Here is a 20,436-nt window from a genome sequence, read left to right on the forward strand (position 1 = left end):
CACTCTAGACGCTGCCCCTACCGCCCGCCGCCCTTTCCGTGGATGTGGGAGTCATCTACCAGTTCGTTGAGTCCTTGGCCGGTTCCCGGCGCGGACGGCTCCTTCGGCCCGTTTAGGCGCCGCTACAGCGGCCGCGCTAGCCTTGAAGCCTATGGTTGACGTCGAACGGTTCCGGATCCTCCTGCGCGAGGAACGTGACCGGAAGCTTGCCCTCCTGCCCGCCCTCCGCCGGGACATCACCTCGGTCAATGCCGCCCGCCTCGACTCCAACGTCGACGACGAACACGACCCCGAGGGCACGACGATCGCCTTCGAACTATCCCAGGCCTCCGCGCTCCTGGAACAGAGCAGGGCTTCCCTGCTGCAGATCGATGCCGCCCTTGCGCGGATGGACGAGGGCACCTACGGAATCTGCGCTGTATGCGCCACCCCGGTCCCCGAGGACCGGCTGGAGGCCAGGCCCTGGACCGCGTACTGCATCGCGCATGCCTCGGGCAAGGCATGAGTCCGCCCGGCCTGCTGGGGGAACCGAACCTCGCCCTGACATGGTGGGAGCGGATCGTTGCCGGATTCACCCACGCCCCCAGCCCGCACGTGAGCAGTATTGAGCTCGTGGCGGTGATCCTGCTGGCAGTGGCCGTCTCCCTGCCCCGCCTGTCCTGGCGCTACTTTGGCCTGCTCGCCACCGTGACCCACGAACTCGGCCACGCGTTTGCCGCCCTCACCACCGGCCAGCGGCTCGGCGGCATCCGGCTGGGCCTGGACCACTCCGGCACCACCACGACGTACAGCAGGAGCCGCCTCTCCGCCGCCTGGTCGACGTTCTGGGGCTACCCCGTGCCCGCCGTCGTCGGGGCGGCGATGGTCTGGTGCGGTTTCAACGGCTGGGGGCCGGCCGCGATGTCGGTGGGCACGCTCATCCTCCTGGCGTCCTTCCTGTTCCTCCGCAACGGCGTGGGCCTCCTCATCACGGCCGCCGCCGTACTGGCCGCGGCGCTCCTGGTGCTGTTCGTGCCGCCGGTGTTCAACGGCCACGTGATGATCGTGCTGGGCCTGGCGCTGCTGGTCGCTGCCGTCAGGGACCTCGGCAAACTGGCCAACGTCCATTTGCGGCACCGGGACAGGCTCCCGACGTCGGACGCGTACCTGCTGGCCAGGGCCACCTCCATCCCCGCCGCGGTGTGGATTGCCCTCTTCGCCGTGGTTGTGGCCGGGGCATGGTGGTTTGCCTGGCAGCCGATGGCCCCTGTGTTCGCAGCCGCGTTCGGGCCGTTCCCTTCCCGGCCTTAGGCTGGGACCATGAGCCTGAGTACCCACACCGACGATCCGGGATTCAGCACCAAGGGCGCGTATGTGACCGGCGGCGAGGAATTCACCCGGGATACCAACTACATTGAGGACCGGATCACCCGGGACGGTGCCACGGGCGCCCACGGCGAGCCCGGCTGGCCCGTGGAACCTGGCCGCTACCGCCTCATCGCTGCGCGCGCCTGCCCGTGGGCCAACCGCACGGTGATCGTGCGCCGGCTCCTCGGCCTGGAGGCGGTCATCTCGCTCGGCCAGCCCGGCCCCGCCCATGACGCCAGGTCCTGGACGTTCGATCTCGACCCGGACGGCAGGGATCCCGTCCTCGGAATCGAACGCATCCAGGACGCCTACTTCCGCCGCTTCCCCGACTACCCCCGCGGGATTACCGTCCCGGCAATCGTGGACGTCCCCAGCGGGCAGGTAGTCACCAACAATTTCCCCCAGATCACGCTCGACTTTTCCACGGAGTGGACCCAGTACCACCGCGCCGGCGCGCCGGAGCTGTACCCGGAGCACCTCAGGGAAGAAATCGACGCCGTCAACAGGCGTGTCTTCACCGAGGTGAACAACGGCGTCTACCGCTGCGGCTTTGCCGGTTCCCAGGAGGCCTACAACGCTGCCTACGATCGGCTCTGGACGGCCCTGGACTGGCTCGAGGAACGCCTGGCGGGCCAGCGGTACCTGGTGGGCGACACGATCACGGAGGCCGACGTCCGCCTGTTCACCACACTGGCCCGCTTCGACGCCGTGTACCACGGCCATTTCAAATGCAACCGGCAAAAGCTCAGCGAGATGCCGGTCCTGTGGGCCTACGCGCGCGACTTGTTCCAGACGCCAGGGTTCGGCGACACCACCGACTTTGTGCAGATCAAGCAGCACTACTACATCGTGCATGAGGACATCAATCCCACCGGAGTGGTCCCGCGCGGACCGGAACTGGGCAACTGGCTCTCGGAGCACGGCCGCGAATCCCTCGGCGGCCGGCCGTTCGGCGACGGAACGCCGCCCGGACCGGTCCGGGCCGGCGAAGAGGTCGCCCCGGGACACGGCGCAGCCTGATGCCGACAGCGGCCGGTGCGGCTCGCTTTGCCGCGCCCGGATTTGCGGGTGTGCGTGAGCTCTTCGACTCTTTCCTTTCCGAGGATCCGGGCTACAGCGCGCAGCTGTCGGCCTACCACCACGGCACCAAGGTGCTGGACCTCTGCGGCGGACCGGGATTCGTCCCCGGCGACATCACGGGCACCTACTCCTGTTCCAAGGGAGTCGCCGCCTTCGTCATCGCCCTCCTCGTCCAGGACGGCCGGCTCGACCTTGACCGGACCGTCGCGTCCTACTGGCCCGAGTTCGGCGTCCACGGCAAGGACCGGCTCACGGTGCGGCAGGCCCTATCCCATCAGGCGGGGCTGCCCGGCGTCGCCGGCGGGTTTCCCCTGGCGGAGTTCGCCACCCCGGCCGCGGCGCGGCGTCTCGCGGCCTCGGCGCCGTTGTGGCGCCCGGGCACGGCCTTCGGCTACCACGCCCTGACCATAGGGATCCTGATGGAGGAGCTCTGCCGCCGCGTCACGGGGATGACGCTGCAGGGGCTCTACGACGAACGCATCCGCCGCCCGTGGGGCATCGACTTCTTCCTGGGCCTGCCCGAGGACCAGGAACCCCGGTACCGCGAGGTGCTCTACGACCCTGACCCGGCCCAGCCGTGGCTGGACCCGCTCAGCCTCGACGGGCTGAACAGCAACGCGCCGGTCAGCACCATCATGGAACTGCCCAACCACCGCTTGGTGCGCGCCTCGGGTATGAGCAGCGCAGGTGGTGTGGGGTCAGCCGAGGGGCTGGCCAGGCTCTACGCCGCCGCCACCACCGGAGTGGACGGCGTTCCCGCTTTCCTGAACCCCGCCACCATCGAGCTCATGGCCGCTGAGCAGGTCTGGGGACTGGACCGGTGCTCCGGGCAGGACAACGCCTTTGCCGTCGTGTTCATGAAACCCCAGCCTGGGCGGAACTTCGGCAGCCAGCTGGCCTTCGGGCACGAGGGAGCGAACGCGGCCCTCGGCTTCGCGGATCCCGGCTACGGCCTCGGGTTCGGGTATGTGCCCCGCCGCAGCGAGGAAGGCCGGACCGAGGGGCGGGCCCAGCGGCTGTCCGCGGCGGTGCGGCGGGCCGCCCACGCGGCGTCCTGACCGGCCCCGTTTCGGCTTGGGCGGCCCGCTCCGGGGTTCGTCCAGTTGTCGCACGAGCCTCCCGGCCATAGGGTGAGCCGAATGGCCATTCCAGAAAAGCAAGCCGGCAACCCGCCCTCCCTGCTGCGCCGATGGACCCGCACCGCGGGCAGCGCTGTCGCCGCGGCGGTGCTGTGGCCCCGGCTGCAGCTGGCCCTGAAAGCCGGGCTGGCCGCGGGCGTCGCCTTCGCGATCGCACCCTTCATGCCGGGCTCAGCGGCCGACTATCCGTACTACGCCCCGCTGGGCGCCTTGGTGGCCATGTACGAGAACGTTGCCGGCTCCATGCGGCAGGGCGTCCAGACGCTCGTCGGACTGGCGATCGGGGTGGGCCTTGCGTTCATGCTGTTCAGCCTCGGCTCGCCGTCGCCGTGGACGGTCGCGGTGGTCATGGGACTGGGCGTTATCCTCGCCGGCCTACCCAAGATCGGTTCGGGCCGGGACTGGATCCCGACGGCGGCGCTCCTGGTGCTGTTGGTCGGCGGCCATAATCCGGACACGTTCTCCTTCGGATACCTGTTCCAGATGGGCGTCGGCGTCACGGTGGGCATCGTCGTGAACCTGCTGGTCTTCCCGCCGCTGCACTTCCGGGCGGCAGAGCTAAGTATCGCGGAACTGCGCCAGGCCCTCGCCCAGCAACTCTGGGACATGGGCAAGGCGCTGAAGGAAAGCTGGCCGCCGGAGCATGTTGACTGGTCCCGCCGCTCGGAAGCGCTCGCAGCCCACGCCCGCTCCGTGCGGCTCGCCGTCGAAAAAGCCGACGCCAGCCGCCAGGCAAATCCCCGACGCCACCTGCATCCGCGCGACCTGAACCTCGACTACCGGAACCTGCGGGATCTCGAGCGCCTGACCTTCCACGTCCAGGACGTGACCCAAGTGCTCTCGGATGTCATCTGGGCCGAGGACACCCCCTTTGTGGTGCCCGACGAATACGCAGTGCCCCTCGGGGACGCCATGGCTTCCGTCGGCGACGTGCTGCGGGCTCTGGAAGAGGAACAGCCCGAACGCCAGACCGAGCTGGCGGCTGCCGCCGATGCGGCGATCAGCGAACTGACCGCCCGGATTGGCTCCGAGCAGCACAGCACGGACGCCCCGAGCGCGGTCGAATCCATCCTCTTGAGCCTGCACCGCATGCTGCGCGTGGCCACGCCCGGGCGGCCGGAGGCCAAACCGGCCACGGCGCCGGCAGACTAGGAAATACTTTCCGTCTGCCGGCGGGGCGGGCCGGTCTGACCCGGTCGGTCTGTCTGTCCTGCCCGGCTGTGGCAGCGCCGGCTATGGCAGCGCCGCGACAGAGCCGCTGAAGTGCCGGCGCCCGGACAGCGGGTTCCATGCCACGTAGGCCGAGCGCTCCCACCCGCCGCCGTCCGCCTGCACGGTGCTGATGTCGAGCGCCACGCGGGCCGGCAGGAACACGGGGGCCTCGAAGGCCACCTCCCAGGTGAACGAATCCCCCCGGACGGCACCGACGTCGGCCAGCGCCCGGGACGCCAGGTACATGCCGTGGGCAAGGGACCGCCGCTGCCCGAGGGCCTTGGCGGTCAGGACGCTCAGGTGGATGGGGTTGAAGTCCCCGGACACAGCCGCGTAGGCACGCCCGGTATCGACGCCCAGCTGCCACAGGGCCGTGGGATCCGGCACGGAGAATGGCGGCGGCGGCACGGCCACCGAGGCCTTGTCGATCCCCGGAAGGAACACCCCCTTGGCCAGGTAGGTCGAGACCCCACGCCAGCGGACTTCATCTTGGCCGGCGGCACGGACCTCCGCGACGACATCGAGCTGCGTGCCGGCGCGGTGCCCGCGCAGGTTCTCCACCCGGGCCCGGATATCCAGGGCCTGGGTGAACAGGACCGGCGCGGACTGCACCACGGTGTTCGTCAGATGGATCATGCCCAGCAGGGGCAGCGGAAAATCGTCCCGGTTCATCACGCTCATGGCCAGCGGAAACGCCAGGGCATGGATGAAGCCGGCGGGGAGGACATCGCTCGCGCTCTCGCCGATCAGGTGCTGGAAGGCCGTCAGGTTGGCGACGTCGGCCTTCACGCCACGGACCTCGTGGGTGTAGGCCGGCAGTTCGGTGCCGCCGTGGGTGCCCAGGACCCGGCGCCGTGCCGCGGCGGCCGCTGCGTTGACGTAGAGCTTGGACAGTGCGGGCATCTCGCCCAGGATGACGGTCTGGGGTCCGCTCATGCGCCGACCAGGTTCTGCCCGCAGACGCGCAGCACCTCCCCGGAAATCCCACCCGCGGCGTCGCTGGCCAGGAACGCGATGGCCTCGGCGACGTCGCCCGGCCGGCCGCCCTGCTGCAGGGAGTTGAGCCGGCGCGCCACTTCGCGGGTGGCGAACGGGATCCTGGCGGTCATCTCCGTTTCAATGAAGCCGGGCGCAACGGCGTTGATGGACCCGCCGCGTTCGCCGATCAGCGCCGCCGTGGCGCGGACCATGCCTATCACGCCGGCCTTGGACGCGGCATAGTTGGTCTGGCCGCGGTTCCCGGCGATCCCGCTGGTGGAGGCCACGGACACGATCCTGGGCGAGTCGCGGAAGTGCTCCGAGGCCAGCAGGGCCTCATTGATCCGCAGCTGCGCGGCGATGTTGACCGCGAGCACGGAGTTCCAGCGGCCGGCGTCCATGTTGGCCAGGAGCTTGTCCCGGGTGATCCCTGCGTTGTGGATCATGATGTCCAGCCGGCCATGCCGTGCCGCGGCGTGGTCGATGATCCGCTGGCCGGCGTCGTCGCGGCTGATGTCCAGCTGCAGGGCCGTCCCATGGACCTCGTTGGCCACTGCCGCCAGATGCTCTCCCGCCGCCGGAATGTCCACGAGGATGAGTGTGGCGCCGTCGCGGTAGAGGGTGCGGGCAATTGCGGCCCCGATGCCGCGCGCTGCGCCGGTCACCACGGCCACCTTGCCGGCCAGCGGCTTCTCGACGTCGTCGGGCAGCTGGCCGGCGCCGGAGCTGACGGTCAGGAACTGCCCGTCTACGAACGCCGAGCGGCCCGAGAGGAAGAACCTCAGCGCCCCCAGTGCTGCCGGGCTCGTGGTCCGGGCGCCGCCGGCGAGCAGGATGCCGTTGCCGGTGGCGCCGGCACGGAGTTCCTTCGCCAAAGACCGCAGGAGACCGTCCACGCCCTGCCTGGCAGCCGCCGTTGCCGGTTCCGTGGCCGAGCCCGCCGTGCGGGACATAGTGATGACGCGGGCGTTCGGGGCGAGGTCACGCAGCGAGGCGGCGGCGGTGAGGACCGGCTTCTCAAGATCGCCGGGGTGGGCCAGCTCGTCCAGCACCAGGATGATGGCGCCGAGCTTCTCCTTGGGTATCGCGTGTCGACGGACATCGAGGTTCCAGTCCAGCAGGGTGGCGGCGAGCTCGTCGGCGCCGCCGGTTGATCCCTGGACCAGGACCGGTCCGTCGATGAGGGGGCGGCCGGGCTCGTGCCGCCGGAGGACCACTGGCTGCGGGAGGCCGAGCCGCTTGGCGAGGTCTTTGCCGATTCCGTGGCTGACCAGCCGGGTGTACTTGTCGCTCATCCGGTTCTCCCTAGAGTGCTTCGAGGATTGCGACGACGCCCTGGCCGCCGGCGGCGCAAATGGACACGAGGCCGCGGGCCGGACGCCCGTTGACGTCTCCCTTTTCGTGCAGCATTTTGGCCAGCGAGGCCACGATCCTGCCGCCCGTGGCCGCAAACGGGTGTCCGGCGGCCAGCGAGGAGCCGTTGACGTTCAACTTGGCCCGGTCGATGCTGCCGAAGGCGCCGTCCAGGCCCAGGCGGGTGCGGCCGAATTCGTCGTCCTCCCACGCCGCGAGGGTACTGAGCACCGTGCCGGCGAAAGCCTCGTGGATCTCGAAGAAGTCGATGTCCGCGAGGCTGAGATTGTGGCGTGCGAGAAGCCGCGGCACCGCGAAGGCCGGGGCCATGAGCAGCCCGTCTTTGCCGTGGACAAAGTCGACGGCGGCAGCCTCGCCGTCGATCACCGCGGCGAGCTTGGGGAGGTCGTGGGCGTCGGCCCATTCCTCGGACGCCAGCAGAACGGTGGAGGCGCCATCGGTCAGCGGGGTGGAATTGCCGGCCGTCATGGTCGCCTCGGCGCCCAGGTTCTTGCCGAAAACGGGCTTGAGGGTGGCCAGTTTCTCCGGGCTCGTGTCGGCGCGCAGGTTGGAGTCGCGGCTCAGTCCCCGGTAGGGGGTCAGGAGGTCATCGAAGAAGCCTGCGTCGTAGGCCGCGGCCAGGTTCCGGTGGCTGTTGAAGGCCAGTTCGTCCTGGGCCTCGCGGGTGATCTTCCACTGCGCCGTGGTCAGCGCCTGGTGCTCGCCCATCGACAGGCCGGTGCGCGGCTCCCCCGTGTTCGGGGCGTCGGGCGCCAGATCCTTGGGACGGAGCCGGCTGAGGACCTGCAGTTTCCGGGACATCGTCTTGGCGCGGTTGAGGTCAAGGAGCACCTCGCGGAGTCCCTCGCTGACGGCGATGGGGGCGTCAGAGGCGGAGTCGACGCCGCCGGCGATCGCGGAATCGATCTGGCCCAGCTTGATCTTGTTCGCCAGGCCGAGCACCGTTTCCAGGCCGGTGGCGCAGGCCTGCTGGAGGTCATACGCCGGGGTCTCGGCGGAGAGGGCCGAGCCGAGCACCGCTTCCCGGGTGAGGTTGAAATCCCGGGAGTGCTTGAGGACCGCCCCCGCAGCCACTTCCCCGATCCGTTCGTCCTGCAGGCCGAAGCGGGCGATCAGGCCATCAAGGGCGGCCGTGAGCATGTCCTGGTTGGAGGACTTCGTGTACGCGCCTCCGGTCCGGGCGAACGGGATGCGGTTGCCGCCCACGACCACGGCCTTGCGGAGTTGTGCCGGGCCTGCGCCGGCGTGCTGTGTCTTCCCGGCGGCGGATGCGGCGGCTGGCTGGGGGCGGGGCACTGACTGTCCGTTGACGGACATGGGCTGTCTCCTTCGATCAAAGCGATTACCGATACCCAGCGTACCTGATACGCTGGGTATCGTGAACATCCCCAAAGCCACCGTGCCCGCCGGGCAGGCCGCCGTCGACGGCCGCGCTTCCCGCTGGCAGTCCCACCGCGAGGAACGGCGGCGGGAGCTGATCAAGTCGGCCCGGAAAGCGGTGCATGCCCTCGGCAGCGATGCGTCCATGGAGGACATTGCCGCAGCCGCGGGAACGTCGAAGTCCGTGTTTTACCGCTATTTCGGCGACAAAGCCGGACTCCAGCAGGCCGTGGGCGAGGTGGTCCTGAGCCAGATGCAGCGGCGCATCCAGGAGGCGGCCCAGAGCGCCCAGACGCCCCGCGAAGGCCTGTTCGCCATGGTGTCCGCGTACCTCCAAATGGCCGAGACCAGCCCGAATGTCTACACGTTCGTCACGCGCCATGCTTCCGGCGAGCCCGAAACGGCCGGCCCGTCCATGTCCACTGCGGGAGCCTTGAGCCACTTCTTCGCCGCCATCAGCGACATGATTGCCCGGCCGATGCGCAGCCATCTGGGCGGCGGCCAGGACAAGGAAGCCGTGATCGGCTACTGGCCCAACGCCGCGATCGGCCTGGTCCGGAATGCCGGCGAACAGTGGCTCGCCAGCCCGCCCGGACCGGCGAAGCCCGGCCAGGAGGCCATGGCGCGGCAGATCACGGATTGGCTCTGCTTCGGCATCGCCCCCGAGCTGCAGGCACCTCGTCCCGAAGAAGAAGCAGCACAAACGGAAGCAACAGACCCGGCAGGCCAGGGCGCGCCGTAGCAGCGGCACACCGGCCCACGTCCGCGACCTGAACTGTCAGCACCAAAGATTGTCAGAACCACAGAAGGAAACGACATGACTGAACTAGCCGACCGCACTACCGGCAACGCACCCCGCCGGCCGCAACCACAACAGCCGGCGGCAACCACGGCAGCCGGCCGTTCCGGCCAGCCCGGTTCCCCTGGGGCCCCCGCCGTCGACGTCGCGGCCCTTGGCGAACAGCTGCTCGGCAAGTGGGCCGACATCCGGCTGAAGTCCAGGGGCCTCGCCGGCCGCCCGGAACTGCACAAGATCGAGGGCCAGACCCACACAGAACACCGCCAACGCGTCTTCGGGCAGCTCAGGATCCTGGTGGACAATGGCGCCGTCCACCGCGCATTTCCGGAGTCCGTGGGCGGCTCCGATGACCACGGCGGCAACGTGGCCGGCTTCCAGGAACTGGTCATCGCCGACCCGTCGCTGCAGATCAAGGCCGGCGTGCAGTGGGGCCTGTTCGGCTCCGCAGTGAACCACCTCGGCACCGCGGAACACCACGAGAAATGGCTGCCCGGCATCATGAGCCTGGAGATCCCAGGCTGCTTCGCCATGACCGAGACCGGGCACGGCTCGGACGTGGCCAGCATTGCCACCACCGCCACCTACGACCCCGCCGCCGGAGAGTTCGTGGTCCACACACCGTTCCGGGCAGCGTGGAAAGACTACATCGGCAACGCCGCCACCGATGGCCTGGCCGCCGTCGTGTTCGCCCAACTGGTGACAAAGGGCGTCAACCACGGCGTGCACGCGTTCTACATGGACCTCCGGGACCCCGGGACCAAGGAGTTCCTGCCGGGCATCGGGGGCGAGGACGATGGTGTCAAGGGCGGCCTGAACGGCATCGACAACGGCCGGCTGCACTTCACGAACGTCCGGATCCCCCGCACCAACCTCCTGAACCGCTATGGCGACGTCGACCCCGAGGGCAACTACACGTCCCCCATCGCCAGCCCGGGCCGCCGCTTCTTCACCATGCTCGGCACGCTGGTCCAGGGCCGGGTCTCCCTCGACGGCGCCGCCGTGACGGCGTCGAAGCTGGCCCTGAAAACCGCCATCCAGTACGCCACCGAACGCCGGCAGTTCAATGCCTCCTCGCAGACCGACGAGGAAGTGCTGCTGGACTACCAGCGGCACCAGCGCCGGCTCTTCACCCGGCTGGCCACCACGTACGCCGCCAGCTTCGCCAGCGAGCAGCTGCTGCAGAAATTCGACGACGTCTTCTCCGGCCGCCACGACACCGACCAGGACCGCCAGGACCTCGAAACCCTGGCCGCGGCCCTGAAGCCGCTGAGCACCTGGCACGCCCTGGATACGCTGCAGGAATGCCGCGAGGCCTGCGGTGGTGCGGGATTCCTGATCGAAAACCGGTTCGCCTCCCTCCGCGCCGACCTCGACGTGTACGCCACGTTCGAAGGCGACAACACGGTCCTGCTGCAGCTGGTCGCCAAGCGCCTGCTGGCGGACTACGCCAAGGAATTCCGCACCGTCAACGTCGGCGTGCTGGCCCGCTATGTCGTGGGCCAGGCCACCGGTGCTGCGATCCACCGCACCGGACTGCGCGGCGTCGCCCAGTTCGTGGCCGACACCGGATCAGTACAGAAGGCAGCGCTGGCGATCAAGGACGAAGCAAGCCAGCGGACTCTGCTCACGGACCGCGTCCAGACCATGGTCGCGGAGGTGGCCACGGCCCTCAAGGGCGCGAACAAGCTCCCGCAGCAGCAGGGCGCCGCCTTGTTCAACGCCCACCAGCACGAACTCATCGAAGCCGCCCAGGCCCATGCGGAACTGCTGCAGTGGGAGGCCTTTACCGAGGCCCTCGGCAAGGTGACAGACCCGGGCACGCACAAAGTCCTGACGTGGCTGCGCGATCTCTTCGGCCTGTCCCTGATCGAGAAGAACCTGTCCTGGTACCTCATGAACGGCAGGCTGTCGATGCAGCGCGGACGCACTGTGGGCGAATACATCAACCGCCTGCTCGTGAAGATCCGCCCGCACGCCCTGGACCTGGTGGACGCGTTCGGGTATGGCCCGGAGCACCTCCGCGCTGAGATCTCCACCGGCGCGGAGAAGGTCCGCCAGGACGAGGCCCGGGACTACTTCCGCAAGCAGCGGGCCAGCGGCCAGGCGCCCCTGGACGAAAAGATCCTGCTTGCCCGCGCCGTTCACGGCACAAAAGCTCACGGCACCAAGGCCCAGGGCACCAAAGCCCGCAGCTGACCCAGCCGAAATGCGACGACGGCGCCGCCCCCTCAGCCGGGGCGGCGCCGTCGTCGAAGTGCAGTGACGCTGAAGTGCAGTGACGCTGAAGTGCAGTGACGCTGTGGTGCTGTTCCGTCGCGGGGTCAGGAGCCCTGCTGGAGCACCGCGCGGTAGACCTCGAGCGTGGTCTCCGTGATGGATTCCCAGGAGAAGTGCTCCTCGGCCCTGCGCCGGCCGGCTTCGCCCATGGCGCGCGCCCGGGCAGGATCAGACACCACTTCGATGAGGGCCTCGGCAAAGTCGGTGACGAACTTCTCCGGGTCCAGAGGGATTCCCGTGCCGTCCGTGACCTGCTCGATCGGAACAAGCAGTCCGGTCTTGCCGTGCTCGACGACCTCCGGGATACCGCCGGTGGCGCTGGCCACCACAGCGGCACCGCACGCCATCGCCTCAAGGTTGACGATGCCCAGCGGTTCGTAGATGGACGGGCACGCGAACGCCGTCGCGTGGCTGAGCACCTGGATGACCTCGTTGCGGGGCAGCATCCGCTCGATCAGGATCACGCCGCTGCGCTGGCTCTGCAGCTCCTCGATCAGGCGTGCCGTCTCGGCCGCCAGTTCCGGGGTGTCCGCGGCACCGAGGCACAGCACCAGCTGGACGTCGGCCGGGAGCTTGGCGGCGGCCCGCAACAGGTACGGCACGCCCTTCTGCCGGGTGTTCCGGCCCACAAAAACAACGCTGGGGCGCTCCGGATCGATTCCGAGCGGACGGATGATGTCATCAGCCTCGTCCCGGTTCCACTGGCTGACGTCAATGCCGTTGTGGACCACCTTGACCTTGGTCGGGTCAACGTCCGGATAGCTGCGCAGGATGTCCTGGCGCATGCCTTCCGAAACGGCGATGATGGCGGCGGCGGCCTCGTAGGCGGTCTTTTCCACCCAGGAGGACACCGCGTAGCCGCCACCAAGCTGCTCGGCCTTCCACGGGCGCAGCGGCTCCAGGCTGTGCGCGCTCAGTACATGCGGGATGCCGTGAAGCAGCGACGCGATGTGTCCGGCCATGTTGGCGTACCAGGTGTGGGAGTGGACCAGGTCCGCGCCGGCGATGTCCGGAACGATCCTCAGGTCCACCCCGAGGGTCTGGATGGCGGCGTTTGCGGAGCCCAGGTCTTCGGGCACGGAATACGACGTGACAGTCGCTCCGTGGTACCCGGGCTCGCGGGGCGCGCCGAAGGCACGCACCTGAAGGTCCACGCGTTGGGCCAGCACTCGGCTGAGCTCGGCCACATGGACACCGGCGCCGCCATAAATTTCCGGCGGGAATTCTTTGGTCACAATATCTATTCGCACATGCACCAAGGTAGTCGTTACGGTGGAACTGATCTAGTGTGAAGACGTTCGGGCATGCCGGACTGTATTGGGGAGTAACGAAGGCGTTCAGGAGCTATCACCATGCCGCATCAAAAGAGAGTTTTGGCAATTGTCCTCGCAGGTGGCGAGGGAAACCGGCTCATGCCGTTGACGGCGGACCGGGCCAAGCCTGGTGTCCCGTTTGCCGGAAGCTACCGGCTCATTGACTTTGCCCTTTCAAATCTTGTGAATTCCCGCTATCTGCAAATTGTGGTGTTGACGCAATACAAGTCCCACAGCCTTGACCGGCACATTTCCGAAACGTGGCGGATGTCCACCCAGCTGGGCAACTATGTGGCCTCGGTTCCGGCTCAGCAGCGCGTCGGCAAGAGCTGGTTCCTCGGCAGCGCCAACGCCATTTATCAGTCGCTGAATCTCATTCACGACGCCAACCCCGACATCGTGGTCGTGGTCGGCGCAGACCACGTCTACCGGATGGACTTCTCCCAGATGGTGGAGCAGCACGTCGCGAGCGGGGCCAAGGCCACGGTCGCCGCGGTCCGCCAGCCGCTGCACATGGCGGACCAGTTCGGCGTGATCGAAACCGATGCGGACAACCCGGAGAAGATTGCCGCGTTCGTGGAGAAGCCGTCGTCAACACCGGGCCTCGCGGCCGACCCCAGCCAGTTCCTGGCCTCCATGGGCAACTACGTCTTCGACGCCGATGCCCTTATCGAAGCCCTCCACGTTGACGCCGAGCGCCTCGATACCAAGCACGACATGGGCGGGGACATCATCCCGTACTTCGTCAACCAGGGCGACGCCGGCGTCTACGACTTCACCCTTAACGACATTCCGGGCTCCACCGAACGGGACCGCACCTACTGGCGCGACGTCGGCACCATCGATTCTTTCTACGACGCCCACATGGACCTGATCTCCCCTGTTCCGGTCTTCAACCTCTACAACTCCGAGTGGCCGATCTACACCCGCCAGACCATCTCCCCGCCGGCCAAGTTTGTCCGCGGGAAGTCCAACACCGTGGGCACGGCACTGGATTCCATCGTGGCCAGCGGCGTCGTCGTCTCCGGCGGCATCGTGGAAGGCTCCGTGCTCTCCAACGACGTCTACGTCGGCACCTCGAGCCGGGTCCTGGACTCGGTCCTGATGGACAAGGTCAACGTCGGGGAAGGCGCAGTCATCAAACGCGCCATCATCGACAAGAACGTCAAGGTGCCGGCCGGGGCCGCGATCGGACTCGACCCCGAACTGGACCGCGCCCGCGGCTTCAAGGTCACGGACTCCGGAATCACGGTCCTGTCCAAGGGCCAGCACGTCCCGGACCCCAGCGATGCGGAACGGGCGCTCTCCGCGGCCAACCTGCGCCTGGTGCCCGACGCCGTCCGCACCGCCACTGAGAACTGGCCCGAACTGCGCGACTCCGTGGACAAGGTGGCCGACGTCCAGGCCGCCGCTGTGGGCGCGGACGCACCGGTCAAGCAATCACCCACGGCATAGGCAGGCGGGGGCCCGGCAGGCACGTCCGGCCGGGCTCCCCGCACCCTGTAAAATTAGGGCAATGAGCTCCCCCGATCTGTCCTCCGACTTTCCCTCTGCCGAGCTTGGTCTTGCCGATCTTGGTCTCGCCGAGCTGACCCCGGAGGAAATCCAGGCCTGCCTGAAGGTACTGAACACGATCCACGCCTATGACGAGGAGCACCCGGACTACGTCTCAGTGCGCCGCGCCACCGGGAAAATGTTCAAGGCCGTCAAGCGCCACCGGCGGGTCAGCAAGCGTGATGAGATCGCCGAGGCGGACCGCGCCGTGATCGCACAGACGGCGACGGCGGCCCCCGACAGGATCGACGACGAGACGCGCGGCAACAAGCTCGCCACGTCCGCCACCGGGGAAATCGCCGGCCACCTGATCAGGTCCCGGCCGTGCTACATCTGCAAGCAGCACTACACCCAGGTGGATGCCTTCTACCACCAGCTGTGCCCCGAGTGCGCCCTGTTCAGCCACAGCAAGCGCGACGCCCGCACCGATCTGACCGGCCGCAGGGCCTTGCTGACCGGCGGCCGGGCGAAGATCGGCATGTACATCGCGCTCCGGCTCCTCCGGGACGGCGCGCACACCACCATCACCACCCGGTTCCCGAAGGACGCCGCCCGCCGCTTCGCTGCGATGGAGGACAGCGCCGACTGGCTGCACCGGCTCCGGATCGTGGGCATCGACCTCCGCGACCCGTCCCAGGTGATGGCCCTGACGGATTCCCTGGATGCCGCAGGACCGCTGGACATCATCATCAACAACGCGGCCCAGACGGTGCGGCGCTCCGGCAACGCCTACAAGCCGCTCGTGGACGCCGAGGACGAGCCGCTGCCCGCCGCCCTTCAGGCTGCCAATGGGGGCCCGGAGCTCGTCACGTTCGGCCACGCCCACGACAAGCACCCGCTTGCCCTCGCCAGCAGCGTGCTCGACCATCCAGTGCTGGCCGGTGACGCGATCACGTCCCTGGCCCTGTCCACCGGGTCGGCGTCGCTGGAGCGGATTGCCTCCGGCACCGCGATCGATGCGGGCGGACTGGTCCCGGACCTCGCCAGCATCAACAGCTGGACCCAGGTGCTGGACGAGGTGGACCCGCTGGAGATGCTCGAAGTGCAGTTGTGCAACGTGACGGCTCCGTTCCTGCTGGTCAGCCGGCTGCGTGGCGCCATGAAACGCTCCACCGCGCGGCGGAAGTACATCGTCAATGTCAGTGCCATGGAAGGCCAGTTCTCCCGCGCCTACAAGGGCCCCGGACACCCGCACACGAACATGGCCAAGGCTGCGCTGAACATGATGACGCGAACGAGCGCCCAGGAAATGCTCGACGCCGACGGCATCCTCATGACGGCCGTGGACACCGGCTGGATCACGGACGAGCGCCCGCACTACACCAAAGTCCGCCTCATGGAAGAGGGCTTCCACGCGCCCCTGGACCTAGTTGACGGCGCCGCCCGCGTGTACGACCCCATCGTGATGGGCGAATCCGGCGAGGACCAGTACGGAGTGTTCCTCAAGGACTACAAGCCCAGTCCGTGGTGACCCCCAGTCCCTGGTGACCGGCGCCGGCGGGCCGCGGCATCCGTCACATACGTGTCCGCCGCGGGACCTATGGCCCTAATGGGGGTTACGGGGCGGCCCGTATCGTGGCTCGACATGGACTCAACCACGCCCTCGCCGGAATACTCGCTGACCATGGACCAGTGCTGGGCGCTGCTCGATACCGAAGTCGTGGGGCGCGTGGCGCTGATCGTAGACAACCATCCGGAAATCTTCCCGGTAAATTTCGTCCTCGAACGGCGGGCGATTGCCTTCCGCACCGCCGGCGGCACGAAGCTGTGGGGCGCGATCACAGGCAAGCCGGTTGCATTCGAGATCGACGGCTACGAGGCCCGCGACGAGACGGCCTGGAGCGTGATGGCGCGCGGGGAAGCCGAGGTCATCGAGAGCCAGGAGGAGAAGGACGAAATTGACTCCCTGCTCCTGGAGCCCTGGCAGCCCGGCGAGAAGGCCTACTACGTGCGTGTGGCTCCCAAAGCCCTGACCGGACGACGCTTCAAGGTCAACCGGCCCGATGTGTGGAGCACCCGGCTCTCGGATCCGCGCCGGGCCACGTTCGAATAGAATCCTCCGGCAGGATTGCGGCGTCAGCCGTGTTCTGGCGAGTGGACCACCAGCACCGGGCAATGCGCATGTGCCACACAGGCGGAACTCACCGATCCGAGCAACAGCCCACCGAATCCGCCGTGGCCGCGGCGGCCCAGCACGAGCATGTCCGCGGCTTTGCTCTCCTCGATCAGCACGCGGCGGGGGTGCCCCTGGATGAGGCGGGCCTCGACGTTGTCCGGGGTGTCCGGGCCGAAGGCCTTCGCCACCGCCTCGGCCAGGATTTCGCCGGCCCGGACATCGAAGTCGTCGATGCCGACGGCGACATAGCCGTCGTACACCGGCGGGTAGTCCCAGCACGCCAGCGCGACCACCTTGGCGGCCAGAGGCACCGCGAGGCCCTGCGCATGCCGCAGCGCGGACACCGAAGCGTCCGAGCCGTCAACACCTACCACGATCGTGCGGACGTCCCTGACTTCGTTCATTGCCATCCTTGCCTCGTACCGGCCGAGTTTCCCGCGCCAGATGGCGACGCTCCCATGATTGCCTTCGCCCGGCCAGGCGCCTAGGGCCAAAAGGCATGCACGCACCCCGGCCGGCGGGCGACCCGGAAACGCTCCGGGCAACGGGCCGGAGGCGGCCTGTTGGGCACTATGACCCTTGTCCGCGCCGCCCCGGTGCACAAGAATGGCAGAGGCTGGGGTCAGCAGATGAAATACAGCATCTCGTTACAAGAATCAGCGTGTTACTAAGAGCATCGAGCGGCCCCGCAAGCGGCCGGACGGGAGAATCATGATTGCCTGGGCAGACGCAGGTCTCACTGCACCTGATGGCGGGCAGGCGGTGATCCGAGTCTTTATCCTTGATGACCACGAACTTGTCAGGCGCGGGCTGCAGGAGCTTCTCGAAGGCGAGGGGTTTGCCGTCGTCGGCAGTTCCGGATCCGCGGTGGAGGCGACCCGGCGGATTCCCGCACTGCATCCTGATGTCTGTGTGCTGGACGCCCGCCTGCCGGACGGGACCGGCATCGAGGTCTGCCGGGACGTGAGGTCGGTGGACCCGTCCTTGAACTGCATCATCCTGACGAGCTTCGACGACGAACAGGCCCTGCGCGGCGCCGTCCTGGCCGGGGCAAGCGGATACGTGCTGAAGGAGATCGGCGGCACGGACCTGATCGGCGCCCTGCGGCGGGCAGCAGCGGGCGAGTCCCTCTTCGAGGAAGGCGTGGCCGCCGGCGTCGTGGACAGCCTGGTGGAGGCCGAAGAGGTCGACCCGCGCACGTCCTCCCTCACGCCCCAGGAACGCAAGGTCCTGGAGCTGGTGGGCGGCGGACTGACCAACCGGCAGATTGCCGCCGAAATGTTCCTGGCGGAAAAGACCGTCAAGAACTATGTGTCGTCCCTGCTGGCCAAGCTTGGATTCGAACGCCGCACGCAGGCCGCCGTCTTCATCGCCAGCCCGGCATTTCCGGCGGCCGCCGTCGGGAGAACCGGCGAAGTAATCCGGCCCCGCAGCGTCGGGTAGGCTCCGCGGAAACCGGACCTTCGGGCGTGCTGGCTAAAGCGGCACCGACCATTCCAGGCTGGTACCGGAGTCGGGCGCGCTCGTGATGGTGCATTCGCCGTCGAGCATGCGCGCCCGGTCCTCGAGGTTGCTTAGCCCGTTGCGTTTTGAGGGTTGGGCGAATCCGGCGCCGTTGTCGCTGATCACCACCGTCACCCGGCCCCTGACGACCGCAACCGAGACCGAGATTGTATCCGCCCCGGAGTGCCGGATGGCGTTGCTGAGCCCCTCGGAAACCACGGCCACGACATTGTCGGCCTTGTCAGGTGTCACGGCATCCACGGGTCCCGTAATGGTCAGGCGCGGCGGGAACGGCATGGACTTCGACGAACTGCGCGTGACACGACGGATCCGGCCGCTCAGCAGTTCGATCTCGCCTGTGTTGCTCTTGAGCGAGTAGATGGTGTCGCGCAGACTGCGGATCGCCTCGTCGAGTTCGCCGGTGATGTTGCGGATGCGCTCCAGCGCCAGATCCTCCTTGGTGAAACGGGTCAGGCTCTGCACGCTCAGCCCGGCGGCGAACAGCCGTTGAATGACGAGGTCATGCAGGTCCCGGGCGATCCTGTCGCGGTCGGTGAAGACCAGAAGCTCCTCGCGCAGCCGGTGCACCCGGGCCAGTTCCAAGGCGAGGGCCACGTGGGAGCCGAAGACGGCCCCCATTTCGATGTCGGTCCGGGCGTAGCGCACCGACTCCTTGTCCCGTGCCAGCAGCAGGAGGCCATGGTGGGCACCCTGGGTACTCAGCGCCACTGCCAGCAGCGGGCCGGTGACTGCGCCGTCGACCTCCCCCAACACTTCGCATGCGTCGTCGAACAGCACCGGCTCGCCGCCTTCGAGGACACCTTCCAGGAGCTCTGAGTCCAGATGCAGTGACCGCCCCGAAAACGCGGTGCCACGCTCACCGGCAACGCCGATCACCACGTGGGCCACGCCATTGGCGGCGGGTGCCACCAGCAGGGCGAGTGAGGACGCTGACTCCTGGAGCGCCCGGCCGGCTATCGGGTCCAGGCCGCCCGAGGTGTAGTCGCGGTCCGTGCTCAGCATCAGCCCGGAGACGTCCATGCAGGCCTCCAGCCAGCGTGCCCGGCGGCGGGCGTCGTCGTAGAGCCGGGCATTTTCGATGGCGACGCCGGCCGCCGCCGCCAAGGCGACGGCCAGGGCCTCGTCTTCGGCGGAAAAGTCCTCCCCGCCTTCTTTTTCCGTGAGGTAGAGGTTGCCGAACACCACGTCCCGGACGCGGACCGGGACACCCAGGAAGGACTGCATGGGAGGGTGGTGCGCGGGGAATCCGTAGGCCTCGGGGTGCTTGCTCAGTTCATGCAGCCGGAGCGGCAACGGGTCCGTAATAAGGAGGCCAAGGACTCCGTGGCCGGTCGGCAGCGGACCGATTTGCCGTGCCAGATTGCCATCGATGCCCACAGTGATGAAGTGGCTTAACGCGTGGTCATCACCGATGACGCCAAGGGCGCCGAACCGGGCATGCAACAACCGGCACGCTGATTCGACCACGCGCTCCAGGACAGCATCCAGGCTCAGGTCCTCGGCCAGGGCGACGACGGCTTCCAGCAGGCCGGCCATGCGTTCCTTGGATTGAAGCAGCTCTTCCGCCCGTGCGCCGAACCCCTTCAGTAGCTCCTCAACTACGGGATTTGGCTCGGACACGGTATGGCCTGAGCCCTCACCCGTTGAATGCATGTCATTGCCCCCAGTTCGCTCCGGCCAATGTAGACGCTGACGGCCCTCTGCCAGAATAGCGCGAACGACTCAGGAAAGCCTCAGAATTCGGAGATTAACCCGGCGGCTGGGTCCATTTGCCCTAGCCGCCGTCAGCCCGGCCGCGTACGCTCGCCGGCATGAGCACTGAATCGAGCCCGGGCCGTCACGAGCCGAAGGACCAGACCCACGCTGTCGAAGACCTCGACCACCACGAATGCTGGCGGCTGTTGCGCAGCGTCTCCGTCGGCAGGCTGGCGGTCTGGGTGGACGACCACCCCGATATCTTCCCGATCAACTACAAAGTGGACCACGGCACGCTGGTGTTCCGGACAGCGGAGGGCACCAAGCTGCAGGCGGCCACCGGCGGCACGCCTGTGGCGCTGGAGGCCGACGGCATCAACGCGGACACCGGAGTCGCGTGGAGCGTCGTCATCAAGGGCCAGGCCGCGCCGGTGCAGAACCCCCAGGAAGTCATGGACACCGTGGGTCTGTTGCTGTTCCCGTGGCAGGCCGGAAAGAAGGAACATTTCGTCCGGATTACGCCGGAGACCGTCACGGGCCGGCGGTTCAAGGTGGTGCCGCCCCAGACCTGGTGGACGCCGTTGGACGACGCCACGCGCTCCGGTCTCGAATAACCCGCGCCCCTCAAAAAAACACCTCTTGCGCTTT

18 protein-coding genes are annotated in these 20,436 nt (G+C 67.9%); 12 read left to right on the top strand and 6 right to left on the bottom strand.

Annotation, left to right across the window (positions count from 1 at the left end; genetic code table 11):
* The first annotated feature begins 151 nt into the window (after nucleotides 1-151).
* The 5 genes from ARTB_RS03230 (at nucleotide 152) to ARTB_RS03250 (ending at nucleotide 4,718) form a co-directional block, all read left to right on the top strand.
* Nucleotides 152-505 (top strand): TraR/DksA family transcriptional regulator, encoded by a 354-nt coding sequence (locus ARTB_RS03230; RefSeq protein WP_028275564.1) that lies wholly within the window; start codon nucleotides 152-154, stop codon nucleotides 503-505.
* The gene (locus tag ARTB_RS03235) at nucleotides 502-1,290 is read left to right on the top strand and encodes a M50 family metallopeptidase (protein ID WP_243177636.1); all 789 of its coding nucleotides are present in this window, start codon (nucleotides 502-504) and stop codon (nucleotides 1,288-1,290) included. Before ARTB_RS03230 ends, ARTB_RS03235 begins: the two co-directional genes overlap by 4 nt.
* A gap of 9 nt (nucleotides 1,291-1,299) precedes the next feature.
* Nucleotides 1,300-2,367, top strand: coding sequence for a glutathione S-transferase family protein (locus ARTB_RS03240; RefSeq protein WP_243177637.1), 1,068 nt, complete (start codon nucleotides 1,300-1,302; stop codon nucleotides 2,365-2,367).
* Entirely contained in the window at nucleotides 2,367-3,485 is a 1,119-nt protein-coding gene (locus ARTB_RS03245) for a serine hydrolase domain-containing protein (RefSeq protein WP_243177639.1), read from the top strand. Before ARTB_RS03240 ends, ARTB_RS03245 begins: the two co-directional genes overlap by 1 nt.
* An 81-nt stretch (nucleotides 3,486-3,566) precedes the next feature.
* Nucleotides 3,567-4,718, top strand: a complete 1,152-nt coding sequence (locus tag ARTB_RS03250; RefSeq protein ID WP_243177641.1) for an FUSC family protein — start codon at nucleotides 3,567-3,569, stop codon at nucleotides 4,716-4,718.
* Nucleotides 4,719-4,799: 81 nt separating this feature from the next.
* Here the strand turns inward: ARTB_RS03250 and ARTB_RS03255 are convergent, their stop codons facing one another.
* From ARTB_RS03255 to ARTB_RS03265, 3 genes are read right to left on the bottom strand one after another with little or no spacing between them, the layout of a single operon-like run.
* Entirely contained in the window at nucleotides 4,800-5,714 is a 915-nt protein-coding gene (locus ARTB_RS03255; protein ID WP_243177643.1) for a MaoC/PaaZ C-terminal domain-containing protein, read from the bottom strand.
* Entirely contained in the window at nucleotides 5,711-7,051 is a 1,341-nt protein-coding gene (locus tag ARTB_RS03260; RefSeq protein WP_243177644.1) for a 3-oxoacyl-ACP reductase, read from the bottom strand. Before ARTB_RS03260 ends, ARTB_RS03255 begins: the two co-directional genes overlap by 4 nt.
* Before the next feature lie 10 nt (nucleotides 7,052-7,061).
* Nucleotides 7,062-8,447 carry an acetyl-CoA C-acetyltransferase gene (locus ARTB_RS03265; protein ID WP_028275556.1) on the bottom strand — a complete coding sequence of 462 codons (1,386 nt, stop codon included), beginning with the start codon at nucleotides 8,445-8,447 and terminating at the stop codon, nucleotides 7,062-7,064.
* Nucleotides 8,448-8,508: 61 nt separating this feature from the next.
* On the opposite strand from ARTB_RS03265, the gene ARTB_RS03270 reads away from it, so the two are divergent.
* Nucleotides 8,509-9,252, top strand: coding sequence for a TetR/AcrR family transcriptional regulator (locus ARTB_RS03270; RefSeq protein WP_243177646.1), 744 nt, complete (start codon nucleotides 8,509-8,511; stop codon nucleotides 9,250-9,252).
* A 75-nt stretch (nucleotides 9,253-9,327) separates the two neighbouring features.
* Nucleotides 9,328-11,505 (top strand): acyl-CoA dehydrogenase family protein, encoded by a 2,178-nt coding sequence (locus ARTB_RS03275; RefSeq protein ID WP_243177648.1) that lies wholly within the window; start codon nucleotides 9,328-9,330, stop codon nucleotides 11,503-11,505.
* A gap of 125 nt (nucleotides 11,506-11,630) precedes the next feature.
* Here ARTB_RS03275 and glgA read toward each other — a convergent pair whose 3' ends face one another.
* A complete protein-coding gene (glgA, locus tag ARTB_RS03280) occupies nucleotides 11,631-12,836 on the bottom strand; it encodes a glycogen synthase (protein ID WP_243177650.1) in 1,206 nt (401 codons plus the stop codon).
* Nucleotides 12,837-12,938: 102 nt separating this feature from the next.
* Here glgA and glgC point away from each other — a divergent pair, with 102 nt between their 5' ends.
* The 3 genes from glgC (at nucleotide 12,939) to ARTB_RS03295 (ending at nucleotide 16,506) form a co-directional block, all read left to right on the top strand.
* Nucleotides 12,939-14,354, top strand: a complete 1,416-nt coding sequence (glgC, locus tag ARTB_RS03285) for a glucose-1-phosphate adenylyltransferase (RefSeq protein WP_279293862.1) — start codon at nucleotides 12,939-12,941, stop codon at nucleotides 14,352-14,354.
* 61 nt (nucleotides 14,355-14,415) lie between these two features.
* A complete protein-coding gene (locus ARTB_RS03290) occupies nucleotides 14,416-15,924 on the top strand; it encodes an SDR family NAD(P)-dependent oxidoreductase (protein WP_243177652.1) in 1,509 nt (502 codons plus the stop codon).
* 114 nt (nucleotides 15,925-16,038) lie between these two features.
* On the top strand, nucleotides 16,039-16,506 hold the full coding sequence (locus ARTB_RS03295; protein WP_028275551.1) for a pyridoxamine 5'-phosphate oxidase family protein: 468 nt from the start codon (nucleotides 16,039-16,041) through the stop codon (nucleotides 16,504-16,506).
* Between the two features lie 23 nt (nucleotides 16,507-16,529).
* Here ARTB_RS03295 and ARTB_RS03300 read toward each other — a convergent pair whose 3' ends face one another.
* Nucleotides 16,530-16,979 carry a universal stress protein gene (locus ARTB_RS03300; RefSeq protein ID WP_243177654.1) on the bottom strand — a complete coding sequence of 150 codons (450 nt, stop codon included), beginning with the start codon at nucleotides 16,977-16,979 and terminating at the stop codon, nucleotides 16,530-16,532.
* A 301-nt stretch (nucleotides 16,980-17,280) separates the two neighbouring features.
* Here ARTB_RS03300 and ARTB_RS03305 point away from each other — a divergent pair, with 301 nt between their 5' ends.
* Complete coding sequence (locus tag ARTB_RS03305) at nucleotides 17,281-18,012, top strand: response regulator (RefSeq protein WP_028275549.1); 732 nt, start codon at nucleotides 17,281-17,283, stop codon at nucleotides 18,010-18,012.
* 33 nt (nucleotides 18,013-18,045) lie between these two features.
* On the opposite strand, the gene ARTB_RS03310 is transcribed toward ARTB_RS03305, so the two are convergent.
* A complete protein-coding gene (locus ARTB_RS03310) occupies nucleotides 18,046-19,746 on the bottom strand; it encodes a GAF domain-containing sensor histidine kinase (protein ID WP_439954076.1) in 1,701 nt (566 codons plus the stop codon).
* A gap of 158 nt (nucleotides 19,747-19,904) precedes the next feature.
* Here ARTB_RS03310 and ARTB_RS03315 point away from each other — a divergent pair, with 158 nt between their 5' ends.
* Complete coding sequence (locus ARTB_RS03315) at nucleotides 19,905-20,402, top strand: pyridoxamine 5'-phosphate oxidase family protein (RefSeq protein ID WP_028275547.1); 498 nt, start codon at nucleotides 19,905-19,907, stop codon at nucleotides 20,400-20,402.
* Nucleotides 20,403-20,436: the final 34 nt, after the last annotated feature.

The sequence above is a fragment of the Arthrobacter humicola genome (assembly GCF_022803015.1).
GTDB lineage: Bacteria > Actinomycetota > Actinomycetes > Actinomycetales > Micrococcaceae > Arthrobacter > Arthrobacter humicola_A.